10 protein-coding genes are annotated in these 18,466 nt (G+C 53.1%); all 10 read right to left on the bottom strand.

All coding sequences use genetic code 11. From position 1 onward, the window contains the following. Nucleotides 1-19: 19 nt before the first annotated feature. The 10 genes from LWL52_RS20490 to LWL52_RS02160 all read right to left on the bottom strand — a co-directional run bounded on the left by LWL52_RS20490 (nucleotide 20) and on the right by LWL52_RS02160 (nucleotide 18,302). On the bottom strand, nucleotides 20-286 hold the full coding sequence (locus LWL52_RS20490) for a T9SS type A sorting domain-containing protein (protein ID WP_255748258.1): 267 nt from the start codon (nucleotides 284-286) through the stop codon (nucleotides 20-22). Between the two features lie 201 nt (nucleotides 287-487). Continuing rightward, complete coding sequence (locus LWL52_RS02200) at nucleotides 488-1,780, bottom strand: glycan-binding surface protein (RefSeq protein ID WP_242916494.1); 1,293 nt, start codon at nucleotides 1,778-1,780, stop codon at nucleotides 488-490. A gap of 76 nt (nucleotides 1,781-1,856) precedes the next feature. After that, nucleotides 1,857-3,509 carry a RagB/SusD family nutrient uptake outer membrane protein gene (locus LWL52_RS02195; RefSeq protein ID WP_242916492.1) on the bottom strand — a complete coding sequence of 551 codons (1,653 nt, stop codon included), beginning with the start codon at nucleotides 3,507-3,509 and terminating at the stop codon, nucleotides 1,857-1,859. A 22-nt stretch (nucleotides 3,510-3,531) separates the two neighbouring features. Further along, on the bottom strand, nucleotides 3,532-6,753 hold the full coding sequence (locus LWL52_RS02190; RefSeq protein WP_242916490.1) for a SusC/RagA family TonB-linked outer membrane protein: 3,222 nt from the start codon (nucleotides 6,751-6,753) through the stop codon (nucleotides 3,532-3,534). A gap of 644 nt (nucleotides 6,754-7,397) precedes the next feature. Then, the gene (locus LWL52_RS02185) at nucleotides 7,398-7,748 is read right to left on the bottom strand and encodes a hypothetical protein (RefSeq protein ID WP_242916489.1); all 351 of its coding nucleotides are present in this window, start codon (nucleotides 7,746-7,748) and stop codon (nucleotides 7,398-7,400) included. Between the two features lie 171 nt (nucleotides 7,749-7,919). Beyond that, nucleotides 7,920-8,684 carry a 3-keto-disaccharide hydrolase gene (locus LWL52_RS02180; RefSeq protein WP_242916488.1) on the bottom strand — a complete coding sequence of 255 codons (765 nt, stop codon included), beginning with the start codon at nucleotides 8,682-8,684 and terminating at the stop codon, nucleotides 7,920-7,922. Nucleotides 8,685-8,940: 256 nt separating this feature from the next. Then, nucleotides 8,941-10,914: a c-type cytochrome gene (locus LWL52_RS02175; RefSeq protein WP_242916487.1), complete on the bottom strand. Its 1,974-nt coding sequence runs from the start codon at nucleotides 10,912-10,914 to the stop codon at nucleotides 8,941-8,943. A 10-nt stretch (nucleotides 10,915-10,924) separates the two neighbouring features. Continuing rightward, nucleotides 10,925-12,769 (bottom strand): 3-keto-alpha-glucoside-1,2-lyase-like domain-containing protein, encoded by a 1,845-nt coding sequence (locus tag LWL52_RS02170; RefSeq protein ID WP_242916486.1) that lies wholly within the window; start codon nucleotides 12,767-12,769, stop codon nucleotides 10,925-10,927. A 43-nt stretch (nucleotides 12,770-12,812) separates the two neighbouring features. Next, nucleotides 12,813-15,275, bottom strand: coding sequence for a beta-galactosidase GalB (gene galB / locus LWL52_RS02165; protein WP_242916485.1), 2,463 nt, complete (start codon nucleotides 15,273-15,275; stop codon nucleotides 12,813-12,815). 171 nt (nucleotides 15,276-15,446) lie between these two features. Continuing rightward, nucleotides 15,447-18,302, bottom strand: coding sequence for a TIM-barrel domain-containing protein (locus tag LWL52_RS02160; protein ID WP_242916484.1), 2,856 nt, complete (start codon nucleotides 18,300-18,302; stop codon nucleotides 15,447-15,449). Between the last annotated feature and the right edge of the window lie 164 nt (nucleotides 18,303-18,466).

Here is an 18,466-nt window from a genome sequence, read left to right as displayed (position 1 = left end):
TTTAAGGGCGTCTTATGGGTTACTCTTTCACAACTTTCACGGCAGCCCGGTGCCGGTCAGCCCGCACAAAGTATACCCCGGGCGCCAGATCGGCCAGCGAGAGCACGACGGTCTTTCCATTCATATGCTGTTGGACTACCAGTTTACCCACCCTGTTGTATATTTTGATCATTCCGATCCGGGCTTCACTGCAGATAACGATACTATCGCGCACCGCGGTGAGGTATACCTGAAACTTATTACTGAAAGCGTAGCCTACTAAGCAGGCAGCACAAGAGGCGCTCATGCAATTTTGTGGTCAGACAAATATAAAATTTTGCACGACATACTTATAATAAACAGATTCGTTTCGCCCCCTTATTTCGTGCGGGCTTCGGAATTGCCAAACGCAGCAACTAAGCAGGATTACCCTGATGATTTTAGTTGCCTTTAAAAAAGAAGCCCTATAGTATCTACAGGGCTTCTTTTTTAAAGGCAATTGTAATGCTTATTTGTTGATGTTGACGATGCGGATATTATCAATCGCAAGTGTGGTCGGGATTGTGGCAGCAGTCGGGTTCTGAATCAATACTCTAAGTTCAGTGGCCTTGGTGAAGTCACCATACTTCGCCATTTTGGTAGCTCCTTTGTCGGCTGCAAGGTTTCCGAGGTTCACAGCGACAGTATACCATTTTCCATCGGCAGACTTCACAAAATCCTTCAACGGAACGGCAGTATCAAAATCCTTTCCGCTATTGGACTGCCATACCTGCAGCAGCAAATCACCAACGGGCTGTGTGGCAGCAATCTCTACCCGCAGCTCAAAATTAGCCAGTGAGGCAGCCGGATCATAAAGCTCGGCCGGGGTTGTAGGGAAAAGTTTACCGCCATTGAAACTGGCATCATTATTACCCAGGTTCACAAGCTTCGCGTTTGCCCAGCTCCAGTTACCAAGTATAGGCATGTTCACCAATCCATACTTGCCATCAACTGGCGCAATGCCCTGGAAGGCGTCCGTTACTTTGCTCATATCTTCCGAAATGCCCCAGGTAGAGTTAAGCGGGCCAAAAGGAGAATAGGTAACCCGAGTATCCCAGTCAACCATCATTCCGTTTCGGTCATTAAACTTTAACCTGTTGTTTACAGCAGAAAGTCCGCTTTGCGTTTCAACCCGTAGCTCTGCATTAGCCGGGTCGTTATAGTTCACCCCTTCCGGTACGGTCACTGTCAGGGTTGTTCCGTCCGGGCTGGCGGTATATTCCGTTGCGCTAACCTTGCCGGGAAAAACAACATCCTGCACAAAATAAAAGTAACTGCCATAGAGGGTAATCTTCTCGCCTGCCTTTGCCCAATCGTTACTGATGCTGCTTACAACCGGAGCAGGCGGTAATACCTGAAACTCGTAGGTTGTTTCACCAGCTGAGTTCACGATCTTTAATTCATTTGGCACATCGGGGTTTGTGGCTACTGTGGGCACCTCATCCGGAATTCGGATAATCAGGTTTTGCTTAGTGGCGTAAGCCGGATTTACCGGCGCTTTGTAGCCATTAAAGTATACTTCCTGTGTGCCCGCCAGATTATCTCCCATGATCACAATCGTAGTTCCTAGCGTTGACTTGGTAAAAGTGCTGTCAGCTTTTGTAGGAACACGGATGCCCTGAATGACTGGAGGTGCGGATTCCTTGATCGGCTCTCCGTCCTCCTCTTTCTCACAGGAAGAGAGGAGCAGCATACTGCCGAGCAGGAAAAATAAGAACCTATAGCTGATGCTGTAGATTGGTTTAAATATATCTCTTTTCATATAAATATCGCTTATGATGTTCTTTTAGCCTGCTGTTTGTGGTTGCAAACAGCAGGCCTTTTAAAGATGAATCCTGTTATTTCTGATCGAAGTTATAGGGTACCGGTGCTTTGCGTAAGTTAGGTGCCCGTGATAACTCGGTAGCCGGCAAAGGCAGGAAGAAGTTACCGGAGTTTACAGTAACCGTTCTGGAAATGGCGGTGGATTGCGGCACCAGATCCCAGGAGGTTGCATTTGCCTTGTCGTTCGGATAAGCCCAGAATAAACCTCTGTCCTGAGAGCTCAGCAGGTCGTAAGCCAGTTGCGGTTTGTAATAGTGTAATCTTGTAAACTCATACCACGCCTGCCCTTCCATGGCAAATTCCACCAGTCGCTCGCGGTGAATATCCTCCCAGGTGATGGAGGATTTCGGGTCCAGGCCCGCTCTGGCACGAACGGCGTTAAAATACTGCAGGGCCAGCGCATCCGAAGTGGAGGCATTATTGCCTAAAACTGCTTCGGCATAGATCAGGTATACATCGGCCAGGCGCAGCATATAGGTATTAATCTCGGTGTGCTGCTGGGTCACTTTACCGGCGTTGTCGGAAGGCAGCCCCACTACATACTTTTTCACACTAGCCCGGGATCGGTAATCTGCCTGGTTATTGTTGTCAGTTCTCACATGCAGCGGCACGATTTTCTCATCCACGATCTCATGGATATAGTCGTAATTATCGCCTGGCAACATGTAAGTGGCCTTGCGGCGTTTGTCCTGGTTCAGATCTTCGTATTGGTTCAGCGCAAACAGCGAGGCACCAATGTCGCCGCCCCAGCCATCGCCGAAGCCTGTCAGGCTCGAGCCATACGCCAGAAAGGCCTGCACGCTGTTTTGTGTTCCCCAATCACCATCATACTTCCACTGCAGGGCAAACAGGCTTTCCTGATTGTTATTATTCGCTGTTTTGAACAGGTCGGCATAATTCGGCATCAGCGATGCGCCACTATTATCAATCACCCGTTTGGCATAATAAGCCGCACTATCTAGATCAGTCTGGTTCCGGGTACCGTTCTGGCCAACGCCGGCACGGGTCAGGAACATCTTTGCCAGCATCCCTTCTGCCGCCCACTTGTTTAAGCGGCCAGTTGCCACCGAGGCATTCGGTAATACCTTGGCAGCAAAGCGAATATCCCGGATGATAAACTCCCAAACGCTTTCAACAGTATTCCGGGCAATGGTTGTATCAGTCAGTACAGTTTCATTGTTGGCAATGATCGGCACGGCGTCCCAGTTCTGCACCAGGTAAGAGTAAGCCAGGCCGCGCATAAAGCGCCCTTCGCCTATGGCATACTGCTTTACACCTTCCGGCACTGAAGCCGGGGCATAGCGGTTAATGTTGGTGATGGCCGTATTTGCCTGCCCCACCACATTGTAAAAGGCGCGCCAGGCGCTTCCGTTTTCGCCGGTTATACCTGTGGTGTTCATACGGATGTTCTCTGCCTGGTACGAACCGGAATAAAGCAAACCACCCCGGGCATCACCTATACCATGCGATGCCTTGTCGTTATAGGCAAACCATACCACGTTGTAAAGCGGTGTGGTACTGGCCAAAACCTGTTCTGCGGTCTGGTAATAGTTGGCATCCACAATTCTGTCTTTCGGAGGTCTCTCCAGAAACTCCTTATCGCAGCCTGTCAGGAAGCTTAAAAAAGCCAGGCAAGCTAAATATCCTTTATATTTCATTTTGTTCATCACGTTCATTTTTCAACTTGATTTAAAAATCTACTCCCACACTTACCGTATACATTCTGGTGATAGGATAGCGACCGAAGTCAACACCTATCGACTGGGAATTTGCCTGTGCTTCTTTGCCCACGTAAGCACCAACTTCCGGGTCCATACCCTTGTATTTGGTAAAAGTGGCCAGGTTTTGCACACCCACTGAAAGGCGGGCACCCTGCACAACAGCTAATCTTCGCAGCAGTGATGCCGGCAGATTATACCCTATCTGCAGGTTTTTAATCCGCACATAAGAACCGTCTTCTACATAAGCGCTGGTATGGCGTACGCCGTTCTTATTGGCATTCTGGCCGCTGATGCGTGGCACGTTGGTACCCGGATTTTCCAGGTAAGGCTCGCCGGCAGCGTTATAGGCAACTTTGGCATAGTCATAGGTGTCTTCTAACATGTTGCGGCCCAGGTTAATATTATTCGGGTTCGTGTTCACGTAGCGCACGTAATTGTAAATATCGTTGCCGAAAGAACCTGTGATCAGCAGTGTGGCATCAAAGCCTTTCCAGGCAAAGGTGTTGGTAAAGCCCATTGTTAATTTCGGCCATGGATTGCCAATAAAGGTCTGGTCTTTTTCGTCGATTATGTTATCCCCGTTCAGATCCTTGAATTTGGTATCGCCTACCCAAACGCCGGAGGCCTCGTTGATCTCCATGCGCTCGCCGTTTGCGTTAGCAGGAACAGCACTGTTCTCGATTTCTTCCAACGACTGGAATACACCTTCCTGGATATAGCCACGGAACAACCATGGGGCTTCTCCTACTATAGCGCGCTGCGTCCAGTTTTCCATCCACCAGGATACCCGGTCAATAATGGCGGCATCAGAATAGAACTCCGTTACTTTGGTTCGGAAGGCAGACACATTCAGGTTCGTATTCCAGCTAAAGCCTCCTTTATCCACGTTAATCGTGTTCAGAGATAGCGCATAGCCTTTGTTCTGCAAAGCACCAATGTTTACCTGCGGCGCACCGATCGATCCTTCAGAAGCCGTACCCATGTAATCAGGCAGCGGGTTTTGCATCAGCAGGTTATTTGTCTTTTTCACATAGAAGTCACCTTCTAACTGGATGCGGTTTGCAAACAGATTCAGGTTAAAGCCCACGTTGTTGGTGCGGGTTTCCTCCCACTGCAGGTTCGGGTTACCATAGGTGCCCAGTCTAAAACCGGTGCCCCATGGCGTAGTGGTAGATGCCAGTGGTCCATAAATACCGCCACTGCCCTGGTTACCGGTGATACCTGTTTCGAAGCGTAGCTTCAGTTCATTGATCACCGACAGGTTATTTTTCATGAAAGGTTCTTCCGAAATACGCCACGCCGCAGAAACAGAAGGGAAATAACCCCAACGGCTTTCAGGGCCGAAGTTGGCAGAACCATCTGCTCTGATTGTACCTTTCAAGATGTATTTATCAGCAAAAGAGTAGTTTACACTTCCCAGGTAAGACTCCATGGCCCAATCGCCACGGCCGCTGCCATTGCTTTGACCCTGAGCGTTACCCAGGTTGAGTTCCGGCACCTCGTTGGTAACAAAGCCCGATCTGGAGCCATTGATGTTCTGCCAATCTGAAGCCTGCGCTTCATGGCTCGCCATCACGGTAAAGCTGTGCTTAGCAAAATCATGCTTGTACTCCAGCAATTCATTCAGGTTCCAGTAGGTGTTACTTCCGCTGCTCTTTGATAAAGTTGCTACGTGCGCGGGCTGACCACCTAACTTATAGTTCGGATTGAAATAAGTAGACTGATTAAAGCCCGCGTTGCCGTTGAGTGAGGTACGGAACTGCAGCCCTTTCATAATATCTATCGCTGCATTGATGCCGCCGATAAAGCCTCTTCTCTGAAGATCGTTCTGAACCAGGTTTGCAATGGCAATGGGGTTGAGTGGCGTAAACTGCAGGCTGCTGCCGTTACTTTCGTCCGGCCCGGCCCACGAGCCATCAGGATTACGGACCGCCACGTTCGGCGCCATTTGCAACGCTGTGATAATGATATTTTCCTGTGAGGTGCCCAGCATTTCGTTGGTTTGGTTCACGCTCAGGTTGGTGCTCACCTTTAACCACTTCCGTGTCTGGTTATCCACGTTCAGGCGCAGCGAGTAACGGTCAAACTGAGAGCCCAGCGCCACACCTTCCTGGTTAAAGTATTCACCTGATAGATAGAACTGCGTCTTGTCGCTGCCGCCGCTTACACTTAGCTGGTGCTTGTTAAGTGCCGCAGTCTTAAACAAAGCCTCCTGCCAGTTAGTCCCTTCTCCAAGTATGGATGGATCTGCAAACTCCACATTTGGCGTTCCTCCGGTTAATCTTCTGATAATATTGTGCATATCAGCATACTGGCGCAGGTTCATTGTCTTTAATTCCTCAGGTTTATCCTGTAAGGAATAAAGATAACCGTACGACACTTTCATTTCTCCGGCTTTGCCGCGCTTGGTCGTGATCAGCACCACGCCGTTGGTGCCTCTTGAACCATACAGGGCTGTAGCCGAAGGCCCCTGCAGGATCTCCATAGACTCAATGTCGGCTGGGTTTAGGCCAGCCAGCGGATTGCTGGAACTGGTAACACCATACCCAATATTGCCGGGTTGCATCTGCACCCCATCAATCACATACAGTGGTTCGTTAGAACCTGTGATAGAGTTAACGCCCCGGATGTTTACCGATATGCCGCCACCTGGCTGTCCGGTGTTCTGCGTAACATATACGCCCGCCGCACGGCCCTGAATGGCCTGTTCGATCGTTGTGTTTACCGTTTTCTGAATCTCTTCAGACTTGATCGTAGTTTGGGCACTGGTTACTTCTGCACGCTTCACCTCACCATAGCCGGTCACCACGACCTCATCGAGCACCTTCTGATCTACAGCCAGGCTGACATTTACCTGGGAACGGCCGTTTACCGGAACTTCCTGTGCTTTGAAACCGATGTAGGACACAATAAGCACTGCATTGTCTTCCGCCTGTACCGTGAAGTTACCGTTCGCATCGGTGATAGCGCCTGTGGCCGTTCCTTTCACCCCGATGCTCACGCCCGGCAGGGCCGAGTTGTCAGCAGCAGAGGTTACTTTGCCGCTCACGCTGTGCTTTGTCTGAGCAAAGCCCGCAAAGCTGCAAAGAAATAAGAGGGTGAGTAGTACCGGGACAGTCCGCCAGGCAGGTAAGAAAGGAAGCCCGGGGCTGTGAAGCAGGCGCTTCCTGAAGTAGTATAAATATTTCATAAATACTTTTAAGTTTTATAAAGGATTTGTTTTTGGTTTAGATGCGGTGTCAGGGGAGCGGCAAGCAGCTTACCCCGTTAAGTTGATGATGCTTTCAGCTTCTCTTTTATCCATACTTTATTTTTATCCATACTTTATGATTGATTTAACTTAACTAAGTCAGACTGGCGGTCCGAAGTATAAAAAGGCCGGAGCCATTCATGAGCACTCCTTATATCATATCCAGAAAAGCTGGTATCAAATGCAGCAGTAACAATGCATTTACCTTTAAGAACCATAAATATCCTGGCCTATACTTGCTAGGCTCCTCCCCTACGGTTGCCCGGTAAGTACTCACTAACCTCGCCTATACTTTATCCACCTCATATCGGGTTGAATGGTGCATCTAAAGTATAAAGGAGTTCTCTAAGGCAGGGGTATCAGATGTTTCCAATGTAGGACCAGTGCGTTAACAGGGCTTTAGAAGGCATTTTTTATTCAGGTATGTAGATGTGCCGCCTCAACCTGCCTTGGCTTCCTGAGGCGCAACCAGCGTGCTCCTTTAACAAAAAGCACCCTTCCAATTGCGAACTGCAGCACTGGCACGGCGCAATTTCAGTTTCCGCAAGAGGGCTTGGTATTGGAGCAGCACCATGCATTCGCTGTTACTGCATTGTGATCGCCAGGTTGACATCCTCCACCTGCAAGCAGGCGAACATTGTTGTTCTAAATTCAGATTCCAGCTTTCCTGCTTTGCGGGCTGTCACTATTATACTTGGGATGAGCTTGGGCAACTGCAGCTGCAGCTGTGATGTAGCGGAACGTAGCGTCATATGCACCTGCTTTTCATCCCAGCGGAGGCGTATCAGTTCTACCTGACCGTGCAGCTGCATCCTCGCTACCCCAGCCTTTGTGCCCGGCGGGCACGCCTGTTCTAAGTTTGGTGCAGGCAGCCAACTGATAAAGCCGTTTTCAGGGGCAGCAAACGAAAGGGTCTGGTCTACAACGCAGGCCATATTGCTAGCAGTAGCAGAAAAAAAGGAGGAGGCAACGCTGTAGACGTGTCATGCCGGGTGTTCCGTTCTATGCCACCATCTCGGGTTGAGGCATTGTAAAGTATACCCTGGCTTGCCCATGCTAACCAGGATATACTTTGTTGTTTTCAATTGTTTGGGAAGGCAGTCCGATTATAGTTCTCTTACCCAGATGTTGCGGTACTGAACCGGGTTGCCGTGGTCCTGCAACGTAATGGGCGCTTTGCCGTGCGGCTTGTAGGCGGGCAGGCCAATGTACTCGGTCGGCCCTTTCAACTCCACGTTGTTTTGCACCAGCACCCCATTATGCAGCACCGTAACGCGCGCTGGCGTAAACACCGACCCGTCTTCCTTAAAGCGGGGTGCTGTATAAATGATGTCGTACACATTCCATTCGGTTGGCTTGCGCATGGCATTTACCAACGGCGGGTGCTGCTTATACACGCTGCCGGCCTGCCCATTGGCGTACGTGCGGTTGTGGTAGGAGTCCAGCACCTGCACCTCGTAGCGGTCCTGCAGAAAGATGCCGCTGTTGCCCCGGCCCTGGCTTTCGCCTTTCACCTCGTCAGGCGCGTTCCACTCGATATGGAGCTGGAAATCGCCGAATTCCTTTTTAGTCGAGATATCGCCTTTGCCCACGGTAAATGCATTATCCTTTACCGCCCATTTGGCTTCGCTGCCATCGCCTTTGGCTTTCCACTGCGACAGGTTTTTGCCGTCAAATAAAACTAGGGCATCTGAGGGGGCCGCCATCCCTGTTCCGGGTGTGATCACGCGCACCTCCGGTTCCCAGAACTCGGTCATTTCGGGTACCATTTTAGGTGGCTGCGGCACTTGCTGCGCCCGGGTTTGGGTGTAGGCACATAGGCCTAAGGCGAGAGTAGTAATGGTGATTTTTTTAGTAAGTATAAAGCTCATAAGTGTTAGCTGTTTTTAACGGTATTGCTTTAAATTTAGAAAGACAGTATGCTTATAACATCAAAAGGAATAAACGTCTGTTTTTACTCCTAAGCACCTAGCAGGCTTTCTGCCTTGCCGGCGAGGCCCTACTTTTCTCCTTGATGAGAAAAGTAGGCAAAAGAATCAAGACGATTTTGAACTCGCTGAACGCTCAAACAAAAAATCGTCATCAGTGCACCTGGCAAATACTGCTACAATTAATTATAGAAGTTGATTACTTACTGTTCAGCGAGTTGATCCAGGAGGCGATCTTCAGGGCATCGCTTTGCGGCACCTGCGGCATCGGCGGCATGGGTGTGCTGTGGTCGGGCCAGTTCTCTGGCTTGGGTTCATGGATCAAGGCTACGATCTGGCTGTCGGTATACTTGCGTTTGGCTACCTCCCGGAAAGCGGGTCCTACCTGGCGCTTGTCTGTGTTATGGCACGAGAGGCAGGTATGTTTGGCCAGCAGCGGCTTTACCGCCTCAAAGGTCAGAGCCTCTTTCGGAGCGGCGGCTGCCTTTTTCGACGGGGCGGCGGTTCCGGTGGTTTTCGCTTTGCCTGTTGTCTTTGCTGCGGAAGTCGCTTTTGCCTGCTTTCCGGCTGCCGAGTTTATAGTACTTACTTCGTTTGCAGACAGCTTTTGCCCTGCCGGAATGCTGTTAAGCGTGTAGTAGGCATTCGGATGAACAAGCGTATAATAATTATCGCGGGCACGCACCCCCTCCAGCTTGAGCAGGTGCACGTAACCGGGCCGCAAGCCTTCTACCACCAGGCGCGCGCGCATCCCGTCGTCGGATAGTTTCACACCTTTAATAGCGTTTGTTTTCTTATCAGCCACGGGGCTGCCATACACAGCGTGGTATTTATAGGTAAAACTCTCCACGGCATAAGAAGCCAGGTTCTGGGCCGACTTTTTATCGACCGGCATGGTAAACTCCACTTCAAAGCCATCGGGCATGGCACGTACGGCACGCATTTCGAACGGCACCTTGTTGTTCCAGACCAGGCGCTGCAAGCCTTCGTTGGCCTCGCCGGCTGAGCCCCAGCCCCGGTTGGTTTCGCCTACAAACAGAGAACCGTCGTTAGCCCAGGCCATGCGCAGCACCCCCGACTGAAACCCGCTTCGGAACAGAAAAGCAGCGCCCTGGTACTCCCCGTTCACTTTCTCCAGAAACACCCGCGAAATAAGGCTCATTCCCTGGTCACCGACCAGCAACTGCCCGCCAAACGGACCGAAGTGATCTTCGGGTATTTTGATCACCTCGGAGTTGGAAATGCCCAGCACCCCATGCGGCAGCCACACGGCCGGCAGCTGCAGGTCCGGAAAGTCCTTTTTGGCATCCAACCGCGTCACATACTTATCGCCTTCCCGGTTCTCGGGCTTTACCTGCTCGCCGTTTTTACCGGTGTCCAGGCGCGGGTCTATTTTGGCATAAATGTCTTCGGGCTTTAGCTTCAGCGGCGAGTTGGACATACTTGTCCAGCGCAAACTGGCCGGATGGCCCATAAAGGCGCCTTTCTTTATATGCCACACGCCACCCGAGCCCACCCAATCGCCCTGGTTTTCGGAGTAAAACAGCTCGCTATCTACCATCCCCAGGCCGGCCGGTGACCGGAAACCCGCTGCCCAGGGCTCCATTTTGCCGTCTTCGGTGATGTGCATCATCCAGCCGCGCATGGGTGCCATACTTTGCGCATGCCACCAGTCACCCGGAAAGCCCAGATTAGCGGTAACAAAGAATGAGCCATCCGCCGCTATTTTTGGCCCGAAGCTATATTCGTGGTAATTGCCCGATAAGGGCCAGGCATAGATGGTTTCGAACTCATCGGCTTTGCCATCGTTGTTGGTATCGCTGAGCTTGGTGAGCTCACCGCGTTGGGCGCAGTACAGGGAGCCGTTCTTGTAAGCCAGCCCAAGCACCTCGTGCAGGCCGGAGGCAAACTTGCGGAAGAACGGGCGCGCGCTGGTGGGGTTCTCCACAATAAAGATATCGCCCCGCCGGGTTGAAATGCCCAGGTCGCCGTTCGGCAGCACCACCAGCCCGCCTACTTCCAGCAAAGTGCCTTCGGGAGAGCTGACGCGCATGATCTTAAAAAAATCCTCCTCCATCGGCGATTCCTGCGCCTGTACCTGCGCGCTAAAGCCGGCCACCAGCCCTGCTGCCAGCAGCAGGCGTTTCCAGATGTTGTTTCTGCTGTTCTTCATACTATACGTTCTAGAAAAGAATGGAATAGGTCAGTTTTTCACGCACCGGCACCAGCAGCTCCTGCCCGTCGGCCACCGTACGCACAATCGGTTTGGCACCAGCGGCATCATCCAGGCGCACATAGTAGGTTTTATCATCTACCTGGTAGAGGCCTTTAGCCATTTCCCCGATCTGCTTGCCCTGCGCCAGGCGCACATACAGGCCAGCTGCCGGGTTTTGGATGCTGATGCTTCGCTGCAGGCCCTGGCCATTTTCCAGCACATGGATCGCATCCTGCACTGCAGCGCCGTAGATGCGGTATTTGAAAGTGGGTTCATCTTTGGCATTCAGGCTATAGCCTTTCTGGCGGAAAGCGCTGCCGGTGGTATCGGTTACCCAGGCAGCCTGCTCAGATGGGAGCTTTGCCACAGAAAGCGCCGGTTTGCCCAGGTGCTGCACCGCGCCCAGCGCCCGCGCAGAGCCGTCGCCGCGCTCATGCCACATCGGGGTGGCATCCAAAAACTGCCCGCGCCATACCTGCACAAGGGCACCATGGTCGGCATCATAAGTATAATGCACCTGCGCCGGGCTGCCCACCGACACGGCATGCGTTACGCGCTGACCATCAGGCAGGTCCATAAAGCTGCGGAGGATGGGTTTCTCCAGCGCATCCACTAGAATGGGATCCACCACATCGGCCATGGCTGCTTCCTTGTCGCTGATCAGGTATTCGCGGAGCGAGGGGCCCGACACGTAGAGCGCCAGGGCGGGCTTCGCCCAATCCATGGATTTGGAGTATACGACCTCCAGGGGCACTTCACCGGCCGGTAAGGTTACCGTGCCTTTGCCGTTCCATTCTTTCATTGGCACGGCCTGCTGGTTGTTCACTTTCACCATCCCATAGCCACCGGGCGTGTTGATGTTAAAGGTATAGGCGCCGGGCGTTTTCACGTGCAGCGTACCCGTGTAGCGGATCAGATATTCTTTGGTTTTGGCCGGCATCCCGGAGGTCATCACTGATAAAGGTCCTTTTGCCTCAGGCGGCAAAGTAGCATACGCGGGCTCTTTGTCGAAGCGGCCGGGGTAAAGGGTATAGGTCAGGTTGGTGAGCGGAAGGCGCTCCATACTATAGGTGGTGAGTTTGATGTTGCGGAAAGCCACTGCACCATGATCGCCCTGGATGCGCAGGGGCCCCTTGGCTACTTCCTGGTTGCTGCTGGCCCCACGGGTAGGCCCGAAAAGCACCACATTCTCCTGCACCGGAATGCCGTTGAGCTCGACGCGCAGTAGCTTGGCATTTTCTGTTTTCCGGCCACTCGCATCAAAGCGGGGCGCCTGGAACGAGATCTTCAGGTGCTGCCACAGGCCCGGGGCGCGACTTACGTTCTGGCGCGGCGCATAGCCCTGGAAACCCTGCTGCCCCTGCGGGCGGCTTTCGTCCCAGCGTTCGTAAATGCCGCCGTTGCTGGCTGAAGAAGCTTTTGTTTCGCCCCAGCTATCGGCCAGTTGCACCTCATAAAGCCCCTGCAGGTAAATGCCTGAGTTAGATCCTTTGGCCATCATGTAGTCCAGCTCGATATCCACATCACCGTGTTCCAGGTTGGTCAGCAGGTCTTTGCCGGCGGCTTTGCGGCCCGGCAGGTTCACCAGCACGCCCGTGCCTTTGCTTATGGTCAGCTTGTTTTCTTTGGCAAGGTCGGCCGCCACATCGCCGGCCAGCTGCCAGCTTTTGCCCGGGCTCCGGAAAGCGGAAAGGTCCCGGAGTTCCAGCAAGGTGGTCTGGCTCCGGGCGGGCCCCGCCAGGACCAATGCGCCGAGCACCACACAGGCTGCAAACAGGCGGTTTAAGGCAGATAACTCATTTTTATAGTTCATACTTTCAGGGAATTATCAGGAATTCAAATATATCGAACAGGTATTATTTTGCTTCATGGTTTAGGCTGATAAGGATGGTTGCGGATTCCAGGCCTTCGGAGGTGGCGGTCAGCTTTACCTCCCCTGCCGCTTCCTGCGCCTGCACGATGGCCAGGCATTTGCCATGGAACGCCTTGCGTTGGTTAGCTTTAAACGGCTCCATACTTGTTTCCAGGCCATTGTCCACTCCGGCTATACTTGCTGGGCCCTCCAGGGTAAAGTGCACCAGGTTGTTGGCATCAGGTACTTCCACGCCATCCTTGTCCACGATGCGAACCGTCACAAACGAGAGGTCTTTGCCATCGGCTTTGATGCTGCTGCGGTCTGCCTCGAGTATAATCCTGGCTGGCGCACCCGCCGTTCTGACCTCCTGCGTCAGCACCTCTTTTCCATCTTTCCGCGATACGGCCCGCAACGTTCCGGGAGCAAATTTGAGGCGCCACATCACGTGCAGGTCATCGCCCTTTTTCTGCCGGATACCCATGGACTTGCCATTCAGGAACAGCTCCACCTCGTCGGCATTGTTATAGTAGGCCCATACATCCACGGTTTTGCTTGGCTGCCAGTTCCAATGCGGAAATACGTGCAGTACCGGCTCGTTTGTCCACTCGCTTTTATACATGTAGTAAGTGTCTTTCGGGAAACCGGCAAGGTCTACCACGCCAAAATAAGAACTGCGCGCCGGCCAACCGTAAGGCGTGGGTTCGCCCAGGTAATCAAAGCCGGTCCAGATGAACATGCCCGACAGGAAATCATACTTTTTAATCACTTTCCAGGTCTCCTCGTGCGTGGAGCCCCAGGGCGTGCTCACATTGTCGTAGGCTGAAATGGTCATATCCGGGTTGCCACCGCTGAAGGGGATGTCCCAGCGCATCGGCCAGCGGCGGATGCTGTCGGATGGCATGCTGTAGGTGCCGCGCGTGGCCAGCGCCGAGGTGGTTTCGGTGGCGATAAACTTCTGCCCCGGAAAGTTCTTTGGGAAATCCTTGTAGAGCTCGTGATGGTAGTTGAAACCCACCAGGTCTAAAGCGCCGGAAGTATAGATGTTGTTTTTGGGCTGTGGATCATTCAGCGCCGAGGTGATGGGGCGTGTCTGGTCCAGTTCTTTTACGAGAGCGGCCAGTTCTTTGGTGATCTGCGGCCCGGCGATGCTGTCCCACTGCTCCGGAATCTCGTTGCCGATGCTCCAGATAAATACACTCGGGTGGTTTCGGTCGCGCAGCACCATATCCTGCAGGTCCCGTTTGTGCCATTCGTCCCAGGAGTGGCTGTAATCATACTTGTTCTTTTCCTTCTTCCACATGTCGAAGGCCTCGTCCATCACAATAAAGCCCATCCTGTCGCAAAGGTCGAGCAGCTCGGGCGCGGGCGGGTTATGCGAGGTGCGGATGCCGTTCACGCCCATGCCGCGTAAAATTTCGAGATGCCGCTCCAAGGCCCGTGTGTTTACGGCAGCTCCCAGGGCACCCAGGTCGTGGTGGTTGCACACGCCCAGAATCTTCATCGGCTTGCCGTTCAGCGAGAAGCCTTTTGCCGCATCAAACTCAAAATAGCGAATGCCCAACGGTGTTTCATACCTGTCGATCACCTTGCCCTGCTGCTTTACCAGCGACACCACTTTGTACAAGTATGGCTGCTCCACCGACCATAGCGTCGGGTTCGTCACTGTAAGTTGCTGGTCTACGCGGGTGGTGCTGTCGGCCAGTGGCAGGTTTTCGGTTGTTGCGGTGGCTACTTCGTTTCCGGCGGCATCATACACCAGTGTCTGCAACGTATAGCTGCTTTTCTGATTGCTTTGATTGCGGATAGTAGTGTTGATGGCGATGCGAGCGGACTGCCCGCTTACCTGCGGCGTAGTGACAAACGTGCCCCAGTGGTCGACGTAAACGGGGTTAGTTTTCACCAGCCATACATTGCGGTAAATGCCCGAGCCGGAATACCAGCGGGAGTTGGGCTGCTGGGCATTATCCACCTTCACGGCAATGGTATTGGCCTGGCCGCCATACATTAAATATGGCGTGAGCTCGTAGCGGAAGGAACTGTAGCCGTAAGGGCGCTTGCCCAGGTAGTGGCCGTTCACCCAGACCTCGCTGTTGGTGTATACGCCATCAAAATCAATGAAAAAGAGCTTGCCTTTGTCGGCCTCCTCTACCTGAAACGATTTGCGGTACCACCCAATGCCGCCGGGCAGCGCGCCGCCGCCCGTTCCGGCCGGGTTGTGCTGGCTGAAGGAGCCTTCCACGCTCCAGTCGTGGGGCAGGTTCAGCGCACGCCAGCCGGCCGCCTCAAACGCGGGCTGCTCGGCGTTATCCACATCGCCCAAATGAAACAACCAGCCTTTATCAAAGCCTGTTCTTTCCCGGGTTTCTGCTGGCACGGATTCTTGCATAGGCGTTGTTTTGCAGCCACACAGGCTTACCAAGGTGGCCAGGAGTAAAGTATAGATATACTGCTTTGTACGCATCATTTTCTGGTATAAGGACGTTCCGGCAACCTGCTCCTTCGCTTCTGCAAGTATAGCCAAGCATACTGTCGGTGTCAGGCAAGGAAAGGGATGGCGGGAAGCAGCACACCGCCCGCCATCCGGAAAAAAACTCACCTTATTTTTACTTTACTCCTCCGGCACGTAGTACCTGGCTTACTTCAGTTTTACAGCTTTCGCTTTCCCGCTATACTTGATCACCTGGTCTGGCTTGGCATCGAAGGCGAGCGGCTGCGGCTTGTTCTGGCTCACATACACCACATGAAAGGTCCTGTTTTGGAGCATACCGGCAAAGTCCCCCTGCTGTTTGCCAATGGTCAGTGTTTTGGTAGCCTCGGTATAGGTGATCGGGATTTTAGCAAACTTGCCTTTCTCATAGTTATAGTTGGTATTCTCGTCTTCGTAGAGTTCAAATTGGCCGTCCTGGCCGCCGTATACATACAGTGTGATCGTATCGGCTGCCTTCTGGCCGGTATATTCTATTTCGGGCCCGAACGGAAGGATGGCCCCTGCTTTTACAAAGAGCGGCATGCGCTCGTAAGGCGCTGCGGCCTGGATCTGCTGGCCGCCTTGCACATAAGCGCCGTCGTAGAGGTTATACCAGTTGGTACCGGCTGGCAGGTAAACGGGCCGCGAAACAGCTTTGGCCGTATGCACCGGGTTTACCAGCAGGCTAGGCCCGAACATATACTGATCACCGATGTTCAGCACGTTCTTATCGGTGCCAAAATCCATGATCAGCGGCCGCATGATGGTATAGTCGTGGTGGTATACCTGCCCTGCCAGAGAGTAAATGTAAGGCATCAGCCGGTAACGCAGCTTGTTATAGTATACAATCGACTGGTAGGCTTTATGATCTTCCGGAGCAATATTGAACACCTCGCGGTACGGGTACTGGCCATGCGAGCGGAACAGCGGCATAAAGGCGCCATACTGGTACCAGCGCGTTTCCAGCTCCCGCCATTCTTCCAGCGCCTCGCCTTTCGGATCGGGCCGGTCATACTTGTTTTCCACAAAGAAGCCGCCGATATCGGTCGTCCAGTAAGGCAGGCCGGAAAGTGAGAAGTTGAGCCCAGCTGGGATTTGGCGCCCCATTTCTTCGAAGGTCGCCGCAATATCGCCGCTCCAGGTAGCGGCGCCGTAGCGCTGCAAGCCGCCAAAAGCCGAGCGGGTAAGTATAAACACCCGCTCGTTGGGGTTCTGGGCCCGCTGCCCTTCGTAAATGGCCTTGTTCTGCATCAGCACATAAGCGTTAAAGTACTCCTCTGCCGGCCCCAGGTAGGTTAGGTTCATGAGGGCTTTGCGGTGTGCAATGGAGGAGTTAGACAAAATATCGGGTTCGGACGCATCCAGCCACCAGGCATCCACCCCTTTGCTGTACAGTTTTTCGCTGATCTGATGCCAGAATAGCTTGCGGGCGTCGGGGTTAAAGGCATCATAAAACGTGGAAACATAGCCCTTGCCGATCCAGTCTTTTATCCCTTCGTTGATGCTTGTCTTGTAGAGGAAGCCCTGCTGGTCCATGGCTTTGTAGTTCGCAGTCTGCGGGTAAAACTTGGGCCACACCGAGATCATGAAATGGGTATTATACTTGTCGTGCAGCTGCCGGATCATGCCGTCCGGGTCAGGGAAGCGGCTTGCATCAAATTCGTGGCTGCCCCACTGGTCCTCTTTCCAGTAAGACCAGTCCAGCACAATGTTGTCGAGCGGGATGTGGCGCCGGCGGTATTCCTGCACCACATCCAGCAGCTCCTGCTGCGTTTTGTAGCGCTCGCGGCTCTGCCAGAAACCCATCACCCATTTGGGCATCACCTGCGCAGCGCCTGTCAGGGTGCGGTAGCCGCTGATCACATCGTCCAGGTTGCGGCCCTGCACAAAGTAATAATCAATGGCATCGCCTGCTTCGGAGGCAAAGGCCACCCTGCTTCTCTCTTCCGGGGTTTGCGGCGTCAGGTAGCGCAGGGCAATGTAGGACTGGCCGCCATCGGGGTTCCATTCGATCCGGAAAGGGTGCCGGCGGCCTTTGGTCAGCTCCTGCGTAAACACTGATAGCCCCGGGTTCCAGGCTTCGCGCCAGCGGTCGAGCAGCAGCTCACTATCGATCCATACTTTGAGGTAACCGGAGGCCGGCATCGAAAAATGAAACTCCCCGCTTGCGTCCGGCTCTATAAACCCTTCCCAGGTCACGTGGCCGCCTTCCAGCTTGTAGCCTTCCGGAAATTTGTTCTGATCTTCTAAAAACTCATAGTTGATATCGTTCTCCAGGCGCACAATGGGCGCCTTCCCGGATTTGGGATCGGAAGTGTACGTTGCCGTCAGGCCACCGGGTTTGTTGTCTTTGGTGTAAAGCTTGAACGTGGAGAGCGGCTGATAGGGGCGCACATCCCCGAATTTGGTGATCGAATTATTATCCCAGAGAATGCCATAGTTCCGGCTGGAAACCATAAAAGGCACCACCGCTACCGAGTTATACTGCGTCAGGTCCACCTGCCAGCCGCGGTAGTTCATCAGGCCGGCCTGGTGCTGGCCCAAACCGTAGTACGCTTCCCCGTCGGCCGCTTTAAAGGAGCGCTCCAAGCGATAGCTTTGATCTTTATCAAGCGTTACCGGCGTAAAGGCTTTGTCGGTTTGGGTGGCTTCCTGCAGCAGCACCTTGCCCTGGGCATCGAGAAATGTTACCTCGCCAGTGGCGGCCGCTACTCTTGCCTGCAGTTGCTTTGTGGTAAGCAGCAGGCCTTGTTTGTCTTCGGTCAGCTGCCAGTCTGTGGTGGCTTTGCCGGTGTGCACCACCATCAGGCTTTTGCTTTCAGTGGGCAGCTGTGCGGGCGAGGCTGTCACGTGCACGATACGATCGGAGACCACCTGCAGCTTTACAAACTGGGGCGAGGCGGCATCGGCTTTTTCCAGTTCCACCACTACACCATCGGCTACTTTTTTAAAGCCTTTGATAGGACCGCCAAAAGCGGAAAACGCCAGGAGCAGCAGCAGACCGAGGGTACTTTTTGATTTCATACGTGCATTGAAAGAGTTGCCTTCGCTCCGGTTGAGGAGCAAAATATCCGGAACCAATTTACAAACAAGGACTTAAAGAAAGGGGTATCAAATGTTTCCGATTTAAGAACCATTTGTTAACATCCTGTACGTCCTTTTCCGGAAGCAGGTAGCATTTGCCTTTT

The sequence above is a fragment of the Pontibacter liquoris genome (genome assembly GCF_022758235.1).
GTDB lineage: Bacteria > Bacteroidota > Bacteroidia > Cytophagales > Hymenobacteraceae > Pontibacter > Pontibacter liquoris.
Note: the sequence above shows the minus strand (reverse complement) of the source record. Positions and strands in the feature narration are given on the sequence as shown.